Source organism: Nocardia aurantia (genome assembly GCF_009604425.1).
GTDB lineage: Bacteria > Actinomycetota > Actinomycetes > Mycobacteriales > Mycobacteriaceae > Nocardia > Nocardia aurantia.
This window is the reverse complement of the sequence record NZ_WEGI01000015.1, coordinates 205,472-222,956: the sequence shown is the minus strand read 5'-3', so window position 1 is coordinate 222,956 and position 17,485 is coordinate 205,472. Positions and strand designations below refer to the sequence as shown.

Here is a 17,485-nt window from a genome sequence, read left to right as displayed (position 1 = left end):
CCCGCTGCGGCAACCCTTCGGCGGCAACCCGCCGTCACCCGGCCGGGCGGCCGCCGTCACCGGCCCATCACGTTGTGGTACATCGTCACCACCGGGTCCGGGGTCACGCTGAGATCGCCGCGGAAAGGATAGTCCATCGCCGCGATCAGGAAGATCATCGTGCCGAGGAAGAAGGCGAACAGGCCGCCGAGCAGCAGGTGCGCGCCCCGGCCGGACAGGCTGAACAGGCACACCAGCACGAGGTTGACCATCGCGCCGAGCACGATCACGTACCAGAGCACGTTCGGCAGCCCGCCGGCCGAGGCGTTGATGCGATGCCGGCGCTCCTCGTCGAACTGGGCGAACTGCTCGATGGCGGCCTGATGCACGATCTCCTGGGCGCGGGTCTGCGGCTGGAAGGCCAGCAGATCACCCTGGAAGCGGGTGACCAGGGCGGTGCCGCCGGGCGGGTCCTCCCCCTCGCGCAGTCCGGGGAAGGCGACCGTGAGCAGATTGTCGGTGTAGTCGGCCAGATCCTGTTGCAGCACACCGCGTTGCGGTTCCGGATACGCCGATACCTCCCGATACAGCGTGCCGATCGCGGCGGCCTCGTCGGCGACGAGGTTCTGCGCGGTGTCGAACGACTGATAGGTCGCCGCGGCGACCAGGCCCAGCAGCAGCCCGTAGAAGACGCCGCCGACGGTCAGCACCATGGTGACCTGCTCGTTGCGGCCCGGCTCCGGCCCGAACAGCTTGTGGACCAGGGGCCGGGCCAGCAGGATGCCGACCGACACCAATAGCACCGACACCCCGGTGATGACGACGAAACCGGCCCAGGTCGGCAGTTGGTACATCCAGGTGAACATGCGAAAACCCCTGACGAAGGGTGCGAGGCACGAAACGGAAAAAGCAGAAGTGAAACCGCGATATACGGTAGCGAGCCGTAAGCCGAAGGGGTAGTGGATATCCCGAAGTACGACCGAATTGCCGTCGATAACCGTATCGTCCGGCATGTCCGGAACAATGTGCCGGACACCGGATTCGGATGGTCCTGGCACCCGAATCGATACCGGTCCGTTATCACGCAAGCACTTTCGGGGATATTTCTCGATAGCTGTTCCCTGACGCCGATTCTGGACGTAAGATCGGTGTCGCTGGAACGCACTGCCGCACTTGTCAATTCACCTTCGGACCACGTCCGATCTTTCCCGGCCGCCGGAATCGAACCTGCCGCCGATCTCCGTTGCACCCATTGCGTCGTCGCGCAATGGTCGTCACGAAGTGAGGACCCAGCATGACCCTTGAACTCCCCCTCGAGACCGACAATCACGCTCCGAAGAGTCTCTCCACCGCCGCCGCCCGCCCCTTGGCGCACACCACCAAATCCGAACCCCAGATGCAGGGGATCAGCTCCCGGTGGCTGTCCCGCGCGCTGCCGTGGGTCGAGGTCCGCGGCGGTGTCTACCGGGTGAACCGGCGACTCACCCACACCGTCGGCAACGGCGAGGTGGAATTCGCCGTCGACGGTTCGCAGGCCCGGGTCATCCCGCTGGAACTGCAGGAGCTGCCGCAGTTGCGGGGCTTCGACGACGAGGAGGCGCTGCGGGCGGTCGCGCAGCGCTTCGAGCAGCGCGAACTCGAACCCGGCACGGTGGTCGCCGAATTCGGCAACCCGATGGACCAGGTGCTGCTGATCGTGCGCGGCAAGCTGAGCAAGCTCGGCACCGGCGACTTCGGCGAGACCACCCGGCTCGGATTGCTCGGCGGCGGAGAGTATTTCGGCGATGCCGCGCTCGTCGACCCGGCCGCGATCTGGCCGGTCACGGTCAAGACGGTCACCCGCACCACCCTGCTGACCCTGTCGCGCGGCGCGGTCGATCGGCTCGTCGAGGACATTCCCGCGCTGGCGGCGCATCTGGCGATGGTGGCCGAGGCGCCGGCGCCGGCGCAGAACAAGCACGGCGAGGCCGAGATCGAGATCTCCTCCGGCCATTCCGGGGAACCGACCCTGCTGGGTACCTTCGTCGACTACGACACGGCGCCGCGGGAATACGAATTGAGCCTCGCGCAGAGCGTGCTGCGGGTGCACACCCGCGTGGCCGATCTGTTCAACGAGCCGCACAATCAGATCGAACAGCAGTTGCGGCTCACGATCGAGGCGCTCTACGAGCGGCGCGAGAACGATCTGGTGAACAATCCGGACTACGGATTGCTCAACAATTGCGATCTGAAACAGCGTATCTACACCGAATCCGGTCCGCCGACGCCGGACGATATGGACGAATTGCTCAGCATGCGGCGCGGGACGAAATTCTTCCTGGCGCATCCGAAGGCGATCGCGGCCTTCGGCCGGGAATGCACCCGGCGCGGCATCTATCCGGATCCGGTGGATCTCGACGGCCATCGGGTGCCCGGCTGGCGCGGTGTGCCGATCCTGCCGTGCGGCAAGATCCCGATCAGCGGCGGTTCCACCACCTCGATCCTCGCGATGCGTACCGGCGAGAAGGATCAGGGCGTGATCGCGTTGCACCAGACCGGGATTCCCGACGAGTACGAGCCGGGCCTCAACGTCCGGTTCAAGGGCATCGACGACCAGTCGATCATCTCGTACCTGGTGAGCGCCTACTACTCGGCGGCGGTGCTGGTACCCGACGCGCTCGGCATCCTGGACAACGTCCTCGTGGCACGTCAGACGGACTGACGGGTCGGTGACGGGACCATGTCGGTACTGTCCCGTGCCGCGGCGCCGCCGGCCACCGACGAGGTGGCCGCGGCGGTCGCGGCACTGCTGAGCGATCTCGCCTCCGCGCCCCCGGCGGTGCTCGTGCTGCCGGGGTTCACGGATCACCTCACCCCGCAACCACATTCGAGCCCGCTGGCGGGGATGACAGCGGGCCCGGTCCCGCGGCGGCTGCTCGGACCGGTCGGCCTCGGCGCCGCCGGACTGCTGCTCACGCCTCCGGACAGCGATCCGGAAACCGCTGTGGCACCGAATGTTCCGGATTCCGTGATCCGCACGTGGCCGCGGATCCCCGCGGGCCCCACCGGACTCGGCACGTCCGGACTGCCGTCGGGCCCCGGCGGCACCGTCGCGCCGCCGGCCGCCGAAACCTCGACAGCCGGTGGGCCGGAGTCGATTCCGCCGCTGTACTGCCCTCCCCCGGTGCGCGACGAACCGGTGCTGGCGGAGGCGGTCAACGCGGGAATCATCGCGTGGGCCGAGGCGATCGGACTGTACGAGGGCCGGCTGGACGATCTGCGCAAGGCCGATTTCGGCCGCCTGATCATGCTGGCCCATCCCGATTGCGACAACGCCGATCGGCTGCTGGCGGTGGCGAAATGCGCCGTCTCCGAATGGTCCGTGGACGACTACTACTGCGAGGAGGACGCCGACCCGCACGCGCCCGACGGCAGCATGTCCACCGCCGAAGCCGAACTCGGGCCCCGGCTGGAACTGGCCATGGCCGGGATGGATCCGGCCCACCTGCCGGCGAAGTACGTGACGCAGCTCGAGCGGGCGCTCGCCGCCGACCCGATCCTGCGCGCGTTCCGCACCTCGTTCGAACATCTCGCGCACTACGCCACCCCCGCCCAGTCGGCGCGGCTGCGCACCGAGATCGGCGGCTGGTTCATCGCGCTCGGCGCGGAGGCAGGCTGGCGGACCGCCGGGCGGATGCCACCGGTGTGGGAGTACCTCACCAACCGGCAGCCGCACAGCTTCCTGCCCTGCATGGCGCCGATCGACCTGGTCGGCGGCTACGAACTCGGCGCCGCCGAATACTGCCACCCGCAGGTGCGGCGGGTGGTCACCACCGCGGCCCTGGCCGCGCAGATGGTCAACGACCTGTACTCGATGGCACGCGAAGACCTTTCCGGCGGAAGGGAATTCAACCTGCCGACAGTACTGGCCGCGGAGGAGCAGTGCTCCCGCGCCGACGCCGTCCGGCGCACCGCGGACGTCCACGACGAACTGATGCACCGGTTCGAGCGGGAGGCGGCCGTCGCGGCCGCCGGCGGTTCCCCCGAACTGCACCGGTTCCTCGTCGGGCTGTGGTCCTGGATGGGTGGCAACCGCGCCTGGCACGCGCAGAGCCGCCGCTACCACGATCACTGATTTCCGGCACCACCCAGCGGTTCTCCACAGATCGAGAGGATGATCGTCATGACCATGCTCGACCCGAAATCCCAGTCGGTTCTGCGCACCACCTATCAGCGGTCGGTCGCCGAGTACTGGAACAACAATCCGAACGACGATCGGGTGAACACCAAGCTGGGTGAGGTGGACGGCCTCTACCACCACCACTACGGGATCGGTGAGCCGGACTGGTCGGTGCTGGAGGGCCCCGAGCTGGGCCGCGAGGACCGCATCGTCCGCGACCTGCACCGGCTGGAGACCGCCCAGGCCGACCTGCTGCTCGACCATCTGGGCGACGTCCGGCCCGGCGACAGCCTGATGGACGGCGGGTCCGGCCGCGGCGGCACGAGTTTCATGGCCAATCAGCGGTTCGGCTGCCGGGTCGACGGCGTGACCATCTCCGAATACCAGGTCGGCTTCGCCAACGAGCAGGCCCGGGAGCGCGGTGTGTCCGACAAGGTGCGCTTCCACTTCCGGAACATGCTCGAGACCGGATTCGAGACCGGCAGCAAGCGCGGCATCTGGACCAACGAGACGACGATGTACGTCGACCTGATGGATCTGTTCGCGGAGTTCTCCCGGCTGCTGGAGCCCGGTGGCCGCTACGTGTGCATCACCGGCTGCTCCAACGACGTGATCGGCGGCAAGTCGTCCTCGGTGAGCTGGATCGACGCGCACTACGGCTGCATGATCCACCCGCGCAGCGAGTACTTCCGGGCGCTGGCGGCCAACAACCTGGTCCCGGTGAACGTCGTCGACCTGACGCCCGCGACGATCCCCTACTGGGAGCTGCGCACCCACTCCGAGCTGGCGACCGGCGTGGAGAAACCCTTCCTCACCTCGTATAAGGAGGGGAGCTTCCAGTACCTGCTGATCGCCGCCGATAAGGTGGGTAGGTGACGAGCAACCAGGCGGCGACACCGGTCGACCGGGAAACCCTCCCGGTCGAGCTGGTGGACGAGCGGGGCCGGCCCGTCGGGTCGTGCTCGGTCCTCGTGGCGCACACCGCGCCGGGACAGTTGCACCGCGCGTTCTCGGTGCTGCTGTTCGACGCCGCCGGGCGGGTGCTGCTGCAGCAGCGCGCCGCGGTCAAGACCCGCTTCCCGTTGCGGTGGTCGAACGCCTGCTGCGGACATCCCGAGCCCGGCGAGCCGGTACCGGTCGCCGCGGCCCGGCGACTGGACGAGGAGCTGGGCGTACGGACCGTCCTGACCGAGGCCGGGGTCCACCGCTACGACGCGCTCGACCCGGCGACCGGCCGGATCGAGCGGGAGTGGGACCACGTCGTGATCGGCCGGTTCGCCGGTGCGCCACCGCAACCGGATCCGGCGGAGATCGCCGACTGGGCCTGGGTGGCGCCGGACCAGCTCACCGCGGCCCTCGCGGCGGATCCGGAGAAGTACACGCCGTGGCTGGGCGGAGTGCTCGCAGTGGCACTCGCCTCGGACGGCACCGGGCCGCAACGGCTTTCGCCGGGCCCCGGCTGACCGCCGGTACGACCGGGCGGGCGTGCCGCGGACCGATGGGTCCGCGGCAGCCCGCCTTCCGCTTCGGGTGCCGGAACCGAATTCGGTTCCGGCACTTCGCATGTCACACCGCGGCGGGCAGCTTCACGAACCGCGGGGCGATCAGCCGGTACACCACCAGGGCGACGCCGCAGCCGATGAACCAGCTGTACTGGGCCGCGGTGTGCATGCCCCTGATGTGCGTGAACAGCACCGGGAACACCGCGAAGACCGCCGCGATCACGGTGGCGATGATCGCCGCCGGGTTGTAACCCTTGCGGTACCAATAACTTCCGGTCTCCGACATGGTGAACAACTGGTCGACCTCGATGTGCCGCTTGCGGATCAGGTAGTAGTCGCTGATCAGCACTCCGAACAGCGGGCCGATGAAGGCGCCCAGCACCTCCAGGGTGTAGTGGATGACGTCCGGGTTGTTGTACAGATTCCAGGGGGTGATCACCACCGAGCCGGCCGCGGCGATCATGCCGCCGGCCCGCCAGCTGATCTTCTGCGGGCTGACGTTCGAGAAGTCGAACGCCGGCGAGATGAAGTTGGCGACGATGTTGATGCCGATGGTGGCGATGGTGAACGTCAGCGCGCCCAGCACGATCGCGAACGTCGAGTCGATCTTCGCCACCGTCTCCACCGGATCGGTGATCAGCTTGCCGTACACCGGAATCGTCAGCGACGCGGTCATCACGACGATGATCGAGAACGCGAGGAAATTGAGCGGCAGCCCCAGCAGGTTGCCGCGCCGCACGGCGGTCATCGACTTCGAATACCGGGAGAAGTCACCGAAATTCAGCATCGGGCCGCAGAAGTACGACACCACCAGCGCGATAGCGCCCAGGATCACCGGAACCGCATCCAGGCCATGGTATTTCACCTCACCGAGACTCAGGTTCACCGAGGACCATCCGGCCTTGTGGATCAGGTAGCCGCAGAGCACGAACATCACCAGATACACAGCGGGACCACAGAAGTCGACGAACCGCCGGATGGCTTCCATGCCGCGCCAGAACACGGCCGCCTGCACCACCCACAGCACCAGATAGGCCGCCCAGCCCAGTAGCGACAGCCCGAGGAAGCCGTAGTCGCCGACCTCCGCGTACGGCGCGAGCCCGGGCCACAGTTTGATCGCCACCACGATCAGCGCCGCCGAGGCCAGATAGGTCTGGATGCCGTACCAGGCGACGGCCATCAGGCCGCGGATGATCGCCGGGACGTTGGCGCCGAGCACCCCGAAGGCGCTGCGGCACACCACCGGATACGGCACCCCGGCCCGCTGGCTGGGCGCGGCCACCAGGTTGCACAGCCCGTACACGATGGTGATGCCGACCAGCAGCGCGAGCAGGACCTGCCAGCTGGCCAAGCCGAGCGCGAACAGGCTGCCGGCGGTCACGTAGCCCCCGACGCTGTGCACGTCCGACATCCAGAACGCGAAGATGTTGTACGTGCCCCAGGACTGTTCGGGCAGCGGCGCCAGGTCGTCGTTGGTCAGGCGGGGGTCGTATTCCGCCGGCGCGCCGGGCGCCGGCGCGGTCGCCGGCGCGGCGGGGGTGATGGTCTCGGTCATGGTGCATCCGATCCGGAGTCGAAACTGACCCACCGACCGTAGGAGCACACCATTGCCCGCCCGTTGCTCCGCCATTTCCCCGGCATTGCGCGAAATATATATCCGTCCGGCTCGCGACCGCGGCGAGCATGTGGACCAGCATAAGCGGCCACCGTGACCGGCCCGGCGCGAGATGACGATCGCACAACATCGCCGTACTTGCTATGAGATTGCTATCCACGCGGCCGTCGCGATCGGCCATGGTCTGGCAGCATGACGCGCATGACGCTGATCGCGTGGCAGGATGTGGAGGCGGCTGCTCGGCTGCTCGAGCCGGTGATTCGCCGCACCCCACTGGTCGCGTCGCGAGTGCTCTCCGAACGCACCGGGTTCCAGGTGTTGCTGAAATGCGAGAACCTGCAGCGCACCGGATCGTTCAAGCCGCGCGGCGCCTACAACCGGATCGCGAACCTGCCCGCCGCGGACCACGAGCACGGTGTGGTCGCCGCCAGCGCCGGCAATCACGCACAGGGGGTGGCCTGGGCGGCCTCCGCACTCGGCATCCGGTCCACGGTGTTCATGCCGATCGGCGCGTCGCTGCCGAAGCTCGCCGCGACCCGCGCCTACGGCGCCACCGTGCACCAGGTCGGCGACACCGTCGACCACGCGCTCGCGGCGGCACGGGAATTCGCCGACCACACCGGGGCCACGATGATCCACCCATTCGACCACCCCGATGTCGTCGCCGGGCAGGCGACGGTGGGCCTGGAGCTGCTCGAGCAGATGCCCGATGTGCAGACCGTGCTGGTACCGCTCGGCGGCGGCGGGCTGCTGGCCGGCATCGCCACCGTCATGCACCACCGCGCGCCGCACGTGCGGGTGATCGGTGTCCAGGCGGACGCCGCGGCGGCCTGGCCGGACTCCCTCGATGTCGGTAAACCCGTTGCGCTGCAATGGATGTCGACGATGGCCGACGGTATCGCGGTCGGCATGCCCGGTGTGGTGCCGTTCGAGCATGTCGCGAAGTACGCGGCCGACGTCGTCACCGTCGACGAGGACGCGCTGTCCGGCGCGCTGCTGTTGTGCATGGAACGCGCGAAGCTGGTGGTCGAGCCCGCCGGCGCCGCCGCGGTGGCCGCGCTGCTCGCGCACGGACCGGAGGGGCTCGGCGTCACCGGTCCGGTGTGCGCGGTCGTCTCCGGCGGCAATGTGGATCCGCTGCTGCTGACCCGGATGATCGGCCACGGCCTCGCCGCGGGCGGGCGGTATCTGGCCATGCGCATCACCATCCCGGACCGGCCGGGCAGCCTGGGCCGGATGCTGGCGGAGATCGGCCGGGTCGGGGCCAGCGTGTTCGAGATCGCGCACTCCCGCACCGGCGCCTGGCTCGCGATCGACGAGGCGGAGGTGGCGATCACCGTCGAGACCCGCGGGAGGACCCACCGCGACGAGGTGCTGGAGGCGCTGCGGGCCTCCGGGTACACCGTCCGGGTGCAGGACTGACCGGGCCGTCGGCGGCGCGCCGCGCAGGCTACCGTCCGGCATCGATCGGGGTTATCGTTGGGCAACAGGTCGGGGTCAGCCATGACCCACCCGTGGAACGATGAGCAACTGATGGCCGAATCGGACGAGGCCGCGACGCAGCGGGGCATGTTCACCGGGGTCGCCGCAGAACTGGTGGCGGCCGGTTTCGATGCACCCGAGGAGGTCGGCCGCGGCGGTTTCGGCGTCGTGTACCGCTGCCGCGAACCCGCCCTCGACCGTTCGGTGGCCGTCAAGGTGCTGACCTCCGACGTCGGCGGCGACGAGCGCGTCCGGTTCCTGCGGGAACAGCGGGCCCTCGGGCGGCTGTCCGGCCATCCGAACATCGTCCAGATCCTGCACGTGGACATCACCTCGACCGGCCGGCCGTATCTGGTCATGCCGTTCTACGCCCGCGGCTCGCTGGATCGGCTGCTGCGCGCGAACGGTCCGCTGCGCTGGCCCGACGTGGTGTCCGTCGGAGTGAAGATCGCCGGGGCGCTCGCCGCCGCGCACGCCCTCGGGATGGTGCATCGCGACGTCAAGCCCGGCAACATCCTGCTCACCGACTACGGCGAACCGCAGCTGTCGGATTTCGGGATCGCCCGCTTCGGCGACGACGCCACGATCACCTCGGCGATGGTCCACGGCACGCCCGCCTTCACCGCGCCGGAGATCCTGCACGGCGCCACACCGACCGCGGGCGCCGACGTCTACGGGCTGAGCGCCACAATGTTCTCGCTGGTCAGCGGGCATTCTCCGGCGCGGCGGCACGGCAGCGGGCCACTGCGCGACGTCTCGGACGCCGAACTGGCCCGGATCGCCGCGGGCGGGCCGCCGGACCTGCGCGAACACGGTGTCCCCGATGCGGTGTGCACGGTGCTGGAGCGCGCGCTGGCCGTGGATCCGCGCGAGCGACCGGCGTCCGCGATCGAATTCGGCGAGCAGTTGCGCGAGGCCCAGCGGCTCACCGGGCAACCCGTCGACGCCATGGCCGTGCCCGGGGCGGCCGAGCCGACCGACCGGCCGCCGATGGCCCAGATCGCCGGTCCCCCGACGCCGCCGCCACCGCCGTTCGCCGCGACGAAATTCCGGCCGCCCGCCGCCACCCGGACCATGATCGACCGGCCGCGGCTGCTGAACATCCTGCGCGGCGGTGAGCAGCGGCGCCTGATCGCCATCCTGGGCCCGGCCGGTTTCGGCAAGACGACGCTGGCCGCGCAGTGGGCCCGGCGGTTGCGGTCCGAGGGTGTGCCGGTGGCGTGGCTGACCGCCGATCCGGACGACGACAACGTCGTCTGGTTCCTGACCCATCTGATCGAGGCGATCCGCCGGGTCCGGCCCGAAATCGCCCGCGAACTCGTGGCATTGCTGCAGGAGCGGGCCACCGACGCCACGCGTTCCGTGTTGTCGACGCTGATCGACGAGATCCACGACAGCCGGCAGGCGGTCGTGCTGATCGTCGACGACTGGCAGCGGGTGGGCAGTGTCGCCACCCGGGCCGCGATGGCCTATCTGCTCGAACACGGCTGCCATCATCTGCGGATCGTCCTGGTGGGCCGGGACCGCTCGGGCCTGCCGTTGAGCCGACTCATGGTCGACGACGAGTTGGTCGAGATCGACACGACCGCATTGCGTTTCGATCCGGCGGAGACCGACGAATTCCTGGTCCGGACCTCGGGGCTGGAGCTGGACCCCGCCGAGGTCGGCAAGGTCCGGGAATCCACCGAGGGCTGGGCCGCCGGACTGCGGCTGGCCCAGCTGTCGCTGTCCGGGCGCGCGGATCCGGCCGGGTTCATCGACAACCTCAGCGGCCGGCACCACGCGATCGGCGAATATCTCACCGAGAACGTGCTGGAGTCGCTCGATCCGGAACTGCTGGACTTCCTGATGGCCACCACCGTCACGTCCCGGATCTGCGCGAGTCTGGCCACCGCGCTCTCCGGCCGCACCGACAGCCGGAAACTGCTGGAGCAGATCGCCGATCGCAACCTGTTCCTGCAACGGCAGGACGACGACGAGTGGTTCCACTACCACCGGCTGTTCGCCGACCACCTGCAGCGGCGGCTCGGGTATCTGGACCCCGACCACGTGCCGGTCCTGCACGCGCGCGCCTCGGCCTGGTTCGCCGAGCACAATCTGCTCACCGACGCCGTCGACCACGCGCTCGCCGCCGACGACGAGGAACTGGCGGTGACCCTCGTCGAATCCCATGCCATGCAACTGATCGCGGCCTCCCAGATGGCCACCTTCCTGGGCCTGATGGCGAAGCTGCCCAGCCCGCTGACCGACGACCGGCCGCTGCTGCACCTGTGTGTCGGCTGGGCGAACGCGGGTCTGGGCCGCGGCGCCCGGGTCCGCGCGGCGCTCCGCCGGGCCCGCGCCGCGCTGGCGGCGAACCCGCCGCCGGAGCCGGAGAACACCGTCTTCCATGTCGAGGCGGACCTGATCGCGGGCATCGAGAGCTACATCTCCGATCGGTTCGAACCGGTACCGGAGTCGGTGACCGCGTACATCGACACTCTGCCCGATCCGGGGATGGCGCTGGCGGCAGCCGATCTCGCGGCGACCGACGCGTTCAACCGGCTGGATTTCGCCGCGATGGACCACTGGTATCGGACCGTGCTGCGCTTCAGCCGGGACCTGTCGCCGTTCGCGACCCTGCATCCGCACTGCATGCGGGGGCTGGCCGCCGCGGAGGAACTCGACATCGACGCCGCCGAAGCGCATTTCGCCGCGGCCGAGGCCGCCGCGCCGCGCGGTTCGGAACTGGTGGCCCGCGCCACGGTGCTCACCCAGGCACTGCTCGGCGGCCTGCGCTATCAGCAGGGCCGCCTCGCCGAGGCCGACACGCTGCTGACCGCCGCCGCGGCCGCGCAACGGCATCCGGGCACCGGTGATTTCCTGCTCTCCACCTACGGCACCGGCGCGCGGCTGGCGGCCGCGCGTGGCGACATCGAACGCGCGACGCATCTGCTGGGCATCGGCGATCGCTTCGCCGCCGAACTCTCGATGCCCCGCGTTGCCGCCCGTATCACCAACGAGCGCGTGCGGATCGGGCTGCCGATCCCGGACGAGGTGCGGGATCGGCTCACGCAGCTACCGCTGTATCGGCGGCAACCGACCCGGGTGCTCGCGGCGACCGCCGAGCTGGATCAGGATTCGGCGATCCGGTTGCTGCTGGCACAGGGCTCGCCGGAGGCCACCGCCGCCGCCTGCGAACGTGCCGAACGGCTCGTGCGGGAGATCCAGCCGCAGCGCGCCGGGGCACTCGTCGACGCGCGGCTGCTGCACGCCTGCTGCCTGTGGGCCGCGGGCCGGGCCGAGGACGCCCGGACAGCGGCACGCCCGGCCGTGACGCTGTGCATCGAGCACGGCCTGCCGCGGCCGATCGCGGACGCGGGGCCGGGCATCTCCGACATCGTCACCGCCCTCGGACTCGTCCCTGCTACCGGCGAATAGGGCTTGTGCGTCTCGCGTTTCGCGGTCGGGCGCGCCCGACAACTGTGGCCGTACGGTCGGCGGTGACGCATCCGGCCCGATCAGTGAGGCCCTCGGCTACGGCGGCGCATCCCGACCGGATCGGCGTGCTCGATAATCGGTGCACCGCGGAGGCTTCGGCACCGACCGGCTGCTGGAAAGCGCGAGCTCGGCTGGGTCGGCGCCGAAATCAATGCGCCCCACCGAGTTCCAGGGCCAGAACACCGAGCACCAGCAGCCCGATCCCGCCGATCTGGATCGCGGTCAGCCGTTCACCGAGGAACAGCGCGCCGATGATCGCGACGGCGACCACGCCGACCGCCGACCACACACCGTAGGCGACGCCGACCGCCATGCCGCGCTTCAGCGCCTGCGACAGGAAGACGAACGCCGCCACGTAGCCGATCACGACCACCACCGCCGGCGCCGGTTTGGTGAACCCCTCGGACAACTTCAGCGATATCGTCGCCGACACCTCGGACGCGATGGCCAGCGCCAACAGCACGAACATCATGACCGCACGATAACCGTGGCGGCGGCCGGAGCCACCGCCACGGGACGATCAGCGCAGCCGGGCGCGGGCCTCGGTGACCGCCTGGCGGACCTCGTCGAGTTGCTTCGCGACCTGGACACCGGCGGTGCCGCCGCGGGCGTTGCGGGAGGCGATCGAGCCCTCGACGGTCAGAACCTCGCGCACCTCCGCGGACAGCGCGAGGTCGATGGCGGCGAACTCGCCGTCGGTCAGTTCGGCCAGGCCGACACCGCGCGATTCGGCCAGTCGCACACAGGCTCCCGCGGCCTCGTGCGCGTCGCGGAACGGAACGCCTTGGCGGACCAGCCATTCGGCGATATCGGTGGCGAGTGTGTAACCGGCGGGAGCCAATTCGGCCATCCGCTGCGGGTGGAAGGTCAGGGTGGCGACCAGGCCCGCCAGCGCGGGCAGCAGCAGTTCCAGCTGGGCGACCGAATCGAAGACCGGTTCCTTGTCCTCCTGCAGATCACGGTTGTAGGCCAGCGGCTGGGCCTTCAGCGTGGCCAGCAGGCCGGTGAGGTTGCCGATCAGCCGGCCGGTCTTGCCGCGGGTCAGCTCGGCGACGTCCGGATTCTTCTTCTGCGGCATGATCGAGGAGCCGGTGGACCAGGCGTCGGCGAGCGTCACGTAGCCGAATTCCGGTGTGCTCCAGATGATCACCTCCTCGGCCAGCCGGGAGAGGTCGACGGCGATCATGGCGAACACGAACGCGGCCTCGGCGGCGAAGTCACGGGCGGAGGTGGCATCGATCGAATTCGCCGCCGCCGCATCGAAACCCAGATCCGCGGCGATCGCCTCCGGATCGAGGCCGAGCGAGGAGCCGGCCAGCGCGCCGCTGCCGTAGGGGGAGATCGCCGCGCGCTTGTCGAAGTCGCGCAGCCGATCCAGGTCGCGCAGCAGCGGATGAGCGTGCGCGAGCAGCTGATGCGCCAGCAGCACCGGCTGCGCGGACTGCAGATGGGTCTTACCGGCCATCACCACGTCCGGATGGGCGGCGGCCTGCGCCACCAGGGCGTCGACCACGTCCAGGACGCCGGCGCCGACGCGGCGGGCGGCGTCGCGCAGCCACATCCGGAACAGCGTGGCCACCTGGTCGTTCCGGGACCGGCCGGCTCGCAGCCGGCCGCCGAGTTCGGGACCGACCCGGTCGATCAGGCCGCGTTCCAGCGCGCCGTGCACATCCTCGTCGGATTCCGCGGCGGCGAAGGCGCCGGAGGCGACGTCGGTGGCGAGCCGGTCCAGGCCGTCCTGCATACCCGCCAGCTCCGCGTCCGACAGCAGCCCGGCCTTGTGCAGGACCCGGGCGTGGGCCTTGGAGGCGCGAATGTCGTAGGGCGCCAACGCCCAGTCGAAATGGGTCGACTTGCTCAGCGCCGCCATCGCTTCCGCCGGACCGGCGGCGAACCGGCCGCCCCACAACGCCCCTTCGTTGGTGCTGCCACCCTGGCTCATCGCTGCGTCGTCTCTCCTCACCCGCGGATCGCGGTCAACAGTGTGTGTCGGTCGATGTCGGCGGACTCGTCCGCCGAGGTCGGGCGGCCGTGTGCGCTCAGCACCTCGGCCAGGCTGGTGGACGACACCGTCCAGCCGCGCCCGCCGAACCATTCCGCCGGATCGCTACGGCCCGCCTCGTCGTACCAGAGGCCGTCCAGATCGAGCTGAATGCCGATGTCGGCCAACAGCTTCGCACGGGCCACCCGCTCGTACTCGGAGCGCCGCGACCGGACCTGCCCGGAGTTCAGGGCGATCCGGCTGCCGGTCGCGCTGAGCCCGTCGATGTTGTCGAACAGGCGATCCAGGGCGTCGGCGGGCAGGTACCGCAGCAGTCCCTCGGCCAGCCAGGCGGTCGGGGCGGAGGGGTTGAAGCCGTTGTCCCGCAATATCTTCGGCCAGTCCTGCCGGAGGTCGACAGCCACCTCACGGCGATCGGCGGCCGGCGCCACACCGGTCAGCGCGCCAGCCTTGAACGCCAGCACCTTCGGCTGATCGAGCTCGAAAAGCACAGTGCCGGAAGGCCATTCGAGTCGAAAGGCCCGCGCGTCCAACCCCGCGGCGAGGATCACGACCTGCCGCAGCCCCGCGGCGGTCGCGGCGGCGAAGTACTCATCGAAGTAGACGGTACGGCCGACCAGGAAGCCACCGTTGCCCACACCCGCGCGCCCGAGTTCCGCCCGCCGCCGCGCGAAGTCACCGTCGAGCATCCGGGCCCAGCCGCTGTCACCGGTGGCCCGCACCAGCCGCTCGGCATACGGATCGTGGAACAGCGCGTCGTCACGGCGGGTCTCCGCCGCCCGCATGGCTGCCACCCCGAGGGCGGTCGCACCGACGCTCTCGGTGATCTCCCAGCTGTCGCCGTCGGTTCGCATCACGCCTCCTGTCGGACTCCACCGGTTCCTGCCGGATACCGCGTCAGGACACCCACGTCGGTGGTCGAACGCCACCCGACGCTACGCCTGGACCGCGCGGCCGGCACGCAGCGGGCACCCGCTGATCCGCCGACCGCTCTCAGCTGTCGCACCCGGGTCTGCCGCCGGAACGCGCGGCGCCCGGCCACCCGCTCAGCGCAGCAGCCATACCGCCTCCCGACCTGCGGGTCGGAGCGGCCCGACCGGTCGTGCGGTCGCGGTCCGGTTACTTCTTGCTGAGGTCCCGGCGGGCGGCGACCTTGGAGGACAGGCCGTGGATCTGCACGAAGCCCTTGGCCAGCGACTGGTCGAAGGTGTCGCCCTCGTCGTAGGTGGCCAGGTTGAAGTCGTACAGCGACTGCTCGCTGCGGCGGCCGTTGACCACGGCGTTGCCGCCGTGCAGCACCATCCGGATGTCGCCGGAGACGTGCTCCTGGGTGTCGCGGACGAAGGCGTCCAGGGCCCGCTTCAGCGGTGAGTACCACAGGCCGTCGTAGGCCAGCTCGCCCCAGCGCTGCTCGATCTGGCGCTTGTAGCGGCCCAGCTCGCGCTCGAGGGTGACGTTCTCCAGCGCCTGATGGGCGGCGATCAGGGTGAGCGCGCCCGGCGCCTCGTAGATCTCGCGGCTCTTGATGCCGACGAGCCGGTCCTCGACCATGTCGAGGCGGCCCACGCCCTGGCGGCCGGCGCGGCGGTTCAGCTCGACGATCGCCTCGAGCACGCTGACCGGGCGGCCGTCGATCGCGACCGGCACACCGCGGTCGAAGGTGACGATCAGCTCGTCGGGGGCCTCGAAGTTGACGGTCGGGTCGACCGTGTAGTCGTAGACGTCCTTGGTGGGCGCGTTCCACAGATCCTCGAGGAATCCGGTCTCGACCGCGCGGCCCCACACGTTCTGGTCGATGGAGAACGGCGACTTCTTGGTGACGTTGATCGGGAGGCTGTTCTCCTCCGCGAAGGCGATGGCCTTCTCCCGGGTCCAGGCGTAGTCCCGGACCGGGGCGATGACGGTCAGATCGGGGGCCAGCGCGCCGATGCCGACCTCGAACCGCACCTGGTCGTTGCCCTTGCCGGTGCAGCCGTGCGCGACGGTGCTCGCGTTGTGGAACTTGGCGGCCTCGACGAGGTGCTTGACGATCAGCGGGCGGCTGATCGCCGACACCAGCGGGTACTGACCCTGATAGAGCGCATTGGCCTGGATGGTGGGCAGGCAGTAGTCGTCGGCGAACTCGTCGCGCGCGTCGACCACGACCGCCTCGACCGCGCCGCAGTCGAGCGCGCGCTGCCGCACGACGTTCATATCCTCGCCGCCCTGGCCCAGGTCGATGGCCACCGCGACGACCTCGGCCCCGGTCTCCTTGCCGATCCAGCTGATGGCGACGGAGGTGTCCAACCCGCCGGAGTAGGCGAGTACGACGCGATCGGCCATGTTCATGCGCTCCTCAGAATTTTTTGTACGAATGGGCAGCCCGCTCCACCTGCAAATGATTATGCACGATGATGCAAGCCCATTCACAATCGGGGGTCGGACCGGTTCAGCTGCCCTTCGGCGCCGCCGGATCGACACAGTAGTTGCCCGGCCCGATACACGGCGACAGGATCGTCGTGAAGTACTGGAATGCCGACCACAGCAGGATCGGACCGGCGACCAGCGCCGCCCCGGCGATGGTGCCGACCGCGCCGATCAGCGCGATACCGGCGATGCAGCCGACGATCCCACCCGGCAGCATTCCGGCCAGCAGCGTGGTCACCGCCGCGGTCACCGAGCCGACGATCGCGCCCGCCAGGCAGCCGAGCCCACCGCCGACGATCGCGCCGACCACCGCGCCCACCAGGCCGGCGATGGTGGCCCGCTGCGAGAACGCGGTCAGCTCCTGCTGATCGCGGGGGGTGAAGGATTCGACGGTCCGGGCCGTGGCCGCGGCGGCGAACAGACCTCGTTCGGGGACTCCGGCATCCGTCGCCGGGGTCAGCCGCACGGTGTTCCCGTCGACGTCGGCATCGATCGGGAAGGCGACGGCGTCCAGGCGGTAGGACAGCGGCAGCGAGTCGACCACCTCGTCGCCGTCGCGGACGAGCAGGCTGTCGCCGGCGGTCTCGAAGTCGGCGTCGGCGGCGGTGACGATCACCGCGTCGTCGTCGCGGGCGACGAAGTACCGTCTGCCCTCGATCGTGACGGCCTGTCCCGGCGGGGACGACGGCGGCAGCGGATCCGCGGCGGCCAGGCCACCGGCGAGCACGATGACGATCGCGGCGATCGCGAAGGGGACACCGGATTTCATGATCTGCGCACCTTCCCTCGATCCGGATCGCGGAAGGCCGTGTTGCTGAAGCGCTTCCGGATTCGGGGCAACTTGTTCGGCACGAGCGCAA

13 protein-coding genes are annotated in these 17,485 nt (G+C 69.7%); 6 read left to right on the top strand and 7 right to left on the bottom strand.

Annotated features, from left to right (window positions below; genetic code table 11):
- Positions 1 to 56: 56 nt before the first annotated feature.
- Entirely contained in the window at positions 57 to 845 is a 789-nt protein-coding gene (locus tag NRB56_RS32505; protein WP_153348155.1) for a bestrophin-like domain, read from the bottom strand.
- A 428-nt stretch (positions 846 to 1,273) separates the two neighbouring features.
- Between NRB56_RS32505 and NRB56_RS32500 the strand changes: the two genes are divergently transcribed.
- Genes NRB56_RS32500 through idi form a run of 4 tightly spaced genes read left to right on the top strand, consistent with a single transcriptional unit; the run spans position 1,274 to position 5,601 of the window.
- Entirely contained in the window at positions 1,274 to 2,680 is a 1,407-nt protein-coding gene (locus NRB56_RS32500) for a family 2B encapsulin nanocompartment shell protein (protein ID WP_153348154.1), read from the top strand.
- An 18-nt stretch (positions 2,681 to 2,698) separates the two neighbouring features.
- A complete protein-coding gene (locus NRB56_RS32495; protein WP_153348153.1) occupies positions 2,699 to 4,093 on the top strand; it encodes a family 2 encapsulin nanocompartment cargo protein terpene cyclase in 1,395 nt (464 codons plus the stop codon).
- A 48-nt stretch (positions 4,094 to 4,141) separates the two neighbouring features.
- Positions 4,142 to 5,014 carry a geranyl diphosphate 2-C-methyltransferase gene (locus NRB56_RS32490; RefSeq protein WP_153348152.1) on the top strand — a complete coding sequence of 291 codons (873 nt, stop codon included), beginning with the start codon at positions 4,142 to 4,144 and terminating at the stop codon, positions 5,012 to 5,014.
- Positions 5,011 to 5,601, top strand: a complete 591-nt coding sequence (gene idi, locus NRB56_RS32485) for an isopentenyl-diphosphate Delta-isomerase (RefSeq protein ID WP_319943852.1) — start codon at positions 5,011 to 5,013, stop codon at positions 5,599 to 5,601. The genes NRB56_RS32490 and idi overlap by 4 nt, the downstream gene beginning before the upstream one ends.
- 103 nt (positions 5,602 to 5,704) lie before the next feature.
- On the opposite strand, the gene NRB56_RS32480 is transcribed toward idi, so the two are convergent.
- Complete coding sequence (locus NRB56_RS32480) at positions 5,705 to 7,195, bottom strand: NCS1 family nucleobase:cation symporter-1 (protein ID WP_153348151.1); 1,491 nt, start codon at positions 7,193 to 7,195, stop codon at positions 5,705 to 5,707.
- 261 nt (positions 7,196 to 7,456) lie between these two features.
- On the opposite strand from NRB56_RS32480, the gene ilvA reads away from it, so the two are divergent.
- Together ilvA and NRB56_RS32470 are read left to right on the top strand one after the other, a co-directional pair.
- The gene (ilvA, locus tag NRB56_RS32475) at positions 7,457 to 8,677 is read left to right on the top strand and encodes a threonine ammonia-lyase (RefSeq protein WP_153348213.1); all 1,221 of its coding nucleotides are present in this window, start codon (positions 7,457 to 7,459) and stop codon (positions 8,675 to 8,677) included.
- 111 nt (positions 8,678 to 8,788) lie between these two features.
- Positions 8,789 to 12,157 (top strand): serine/threonine-protein kinase, encoded by a 3,369-nt coding sequence (locus NRB56_RS32470; protein ID WP_227838503.1) that lies wholly within the window; start codon positions 8,789 to 8,791, stop codon positions 12,155 to 12,157.
- Between the two features lie 208 nt (positions 12,158 to 12,365).
- Here the strand turns inward: NRB56_RS32470 and NRB56_RS32465 are convergent, their stop codons facing one another.
- The 5 genes from NRB56_RS32465 to NRB56_RS32445 form a co-directional block, all read right to left on the bottom strand.
- On the bottom strand, positions 12,366 to 12,689 hold the full coding sequence (locus tag NRB56_RS32465) for a DMT family transporter (protein WP_153348149.1): 324 nt from the start codon (positions 12,687 to 12,689) through the stop codon (positions 12,366 to 12,368).
- Positions 12,690 to 12,737: 48 nt separating this feature from the next.
- The gene (gene argH / locus NRB56_RS32460; RefSeq protein WP_153348148.1) at positions 12,738 to 14,159 is read right to left on the bottom strand and encodes an argininosuccinate lyase; all 1,422 of its coding nucleotides are present in this window, start codon (positions 14,157 to 14,159) and stop codon (positions 12,738 to 12,740) included.
- Between the two features lie 17 nt (positions 14,160 to 14,176).
- Positions 14,177 to 15,073 carry a class I SAM-dependent methyltransferase gene (locus tag NRB56_RS32455; protein ID WP_153348147.1) on the bottom strand — a complete coding sequence of 299 codons (897 nt, stop codon included), beginning with the start codon at positions 15,071 to 15,073 and terminating at the stop codon, positions 14,177 to 14,179.
- A gap of 265 nt (positions 15,074 to 15,338) precedes the next feature.
- Positions 15,339 to 16,541, bottom strand: coding sequence for an argininosuccinate synthase (locus NRB56_RS32450; protein ID WP_153348146.1), 1,203 nt, complete (start codon positions 16,539 to 16,541; stop codon positions 15,339 to 15,341).
- 106 nt (positions 16,542 to 16,647) lie between these two features.
- Complete coding sequence (locus tag NRB56_RS32445; protein ID WP_153348145.1) at positions 16,648 to 17,394, bottom strand: hypothetical protein; 747 nt, start codon at positions 17,392 to 17,394, stop codon at positions 16,648 to 16,650.
- Positions 17,395 to 17,485 lie beyond the last annotated feature (91 nt).

What these genes read in the sequence shown, in the direction of transcription:
- NRB56_RS32480 (WP_153348151.1), bottom strand. Translation starts at nt 7,195, where the DNA reads ATGACCGAGACCATCACCCCCGCCGCGCCGGCGACCGCGCCGGCGCCC.
- NRB56_RS32490 (WP_153348152.1), top strand. Translation starts at nt 4,142, where the DNA reads ATGACCATGCTCGACCCGAAATCCCAGTCGGTTCTGCGCACCACCTAT.
- NRB56_RS32495 (WP_153348153.1), top strand. Translation starts at nt 2,699, where the DNA reads ATGTCGGTACTGTCCCGTGCCGCGGCGCCGCCGGCCACCGACGAGGTG.
- argH (WP_153348148.1), bottom strand. Translation starts at nt 14,159, where the DNA reads ATGAGCCAGGGTGGCAGCACCAACGAAGGGGCGTTGTGGGGCGGCCGG.
- NRB56_RS32500 (WP_153348154.1), top strand. Translation starts at nt 1,274, where the DNA reads ATGACCCTTGAACTCCCCCTCGAGACCGACAATCACGCTCCGAAGAGT.
- NRB56_RS32450 (WP_153348146.1), bottom strand. Translation starts at nt 16,541, where the DNA reads ATGGCCGATCGCGTCGTACTCGCCTACTCCGGCGGGTTGGACACCTCC.
- NRB56_RS32445 (WP_153348145.1), bottom strand. Translation starts at nt 17,394, where the DNA reads ATGAAATCCGGTGTCCCCTTCGCGATCGCCGCGATCGTCATCGTGCTC.
- NRB56_RS32465 (WP_153348149.1), bottom strand. Translation starts at nt 12,689, where the DNA reads ATGATGTTCGTGCTGTTGGCGCTGGCCATCGCGTCCGAGGTGTCGGCG.
- NRB56_RS32470 (WP_227838503.1), top strand. Translation starts at nt 8,789, where the DNA reads ATGGCCGAATCGGACGAGGCCGCGACGCAGCGGGGCATGTTCACCGGG.
- ilvA (WP_153348213.1), top strand. Translation starts at nt 7,457, where the DNA reads ATGACGCTGATCGCGTGGCAGGATGTGGAGGCGGCTGCTCGGCTGCTC.
- NRB56_RS32455 (WP_153348147.1), bottom strand. Translation starts at nt 15,073, where the DNA reads ATGCGAACCGACGGCGACAGCTGGGAGATCACCGAGAGCGTCGGTGCG.
- NRB56_RS32505 (WP_153348155.1), bottom strand. Translation starts at nt 845, where the DNA reads ATGTTCACCTGGATGTACCAACTGCCGACCTGGGCCGGTTTCGTCGTC.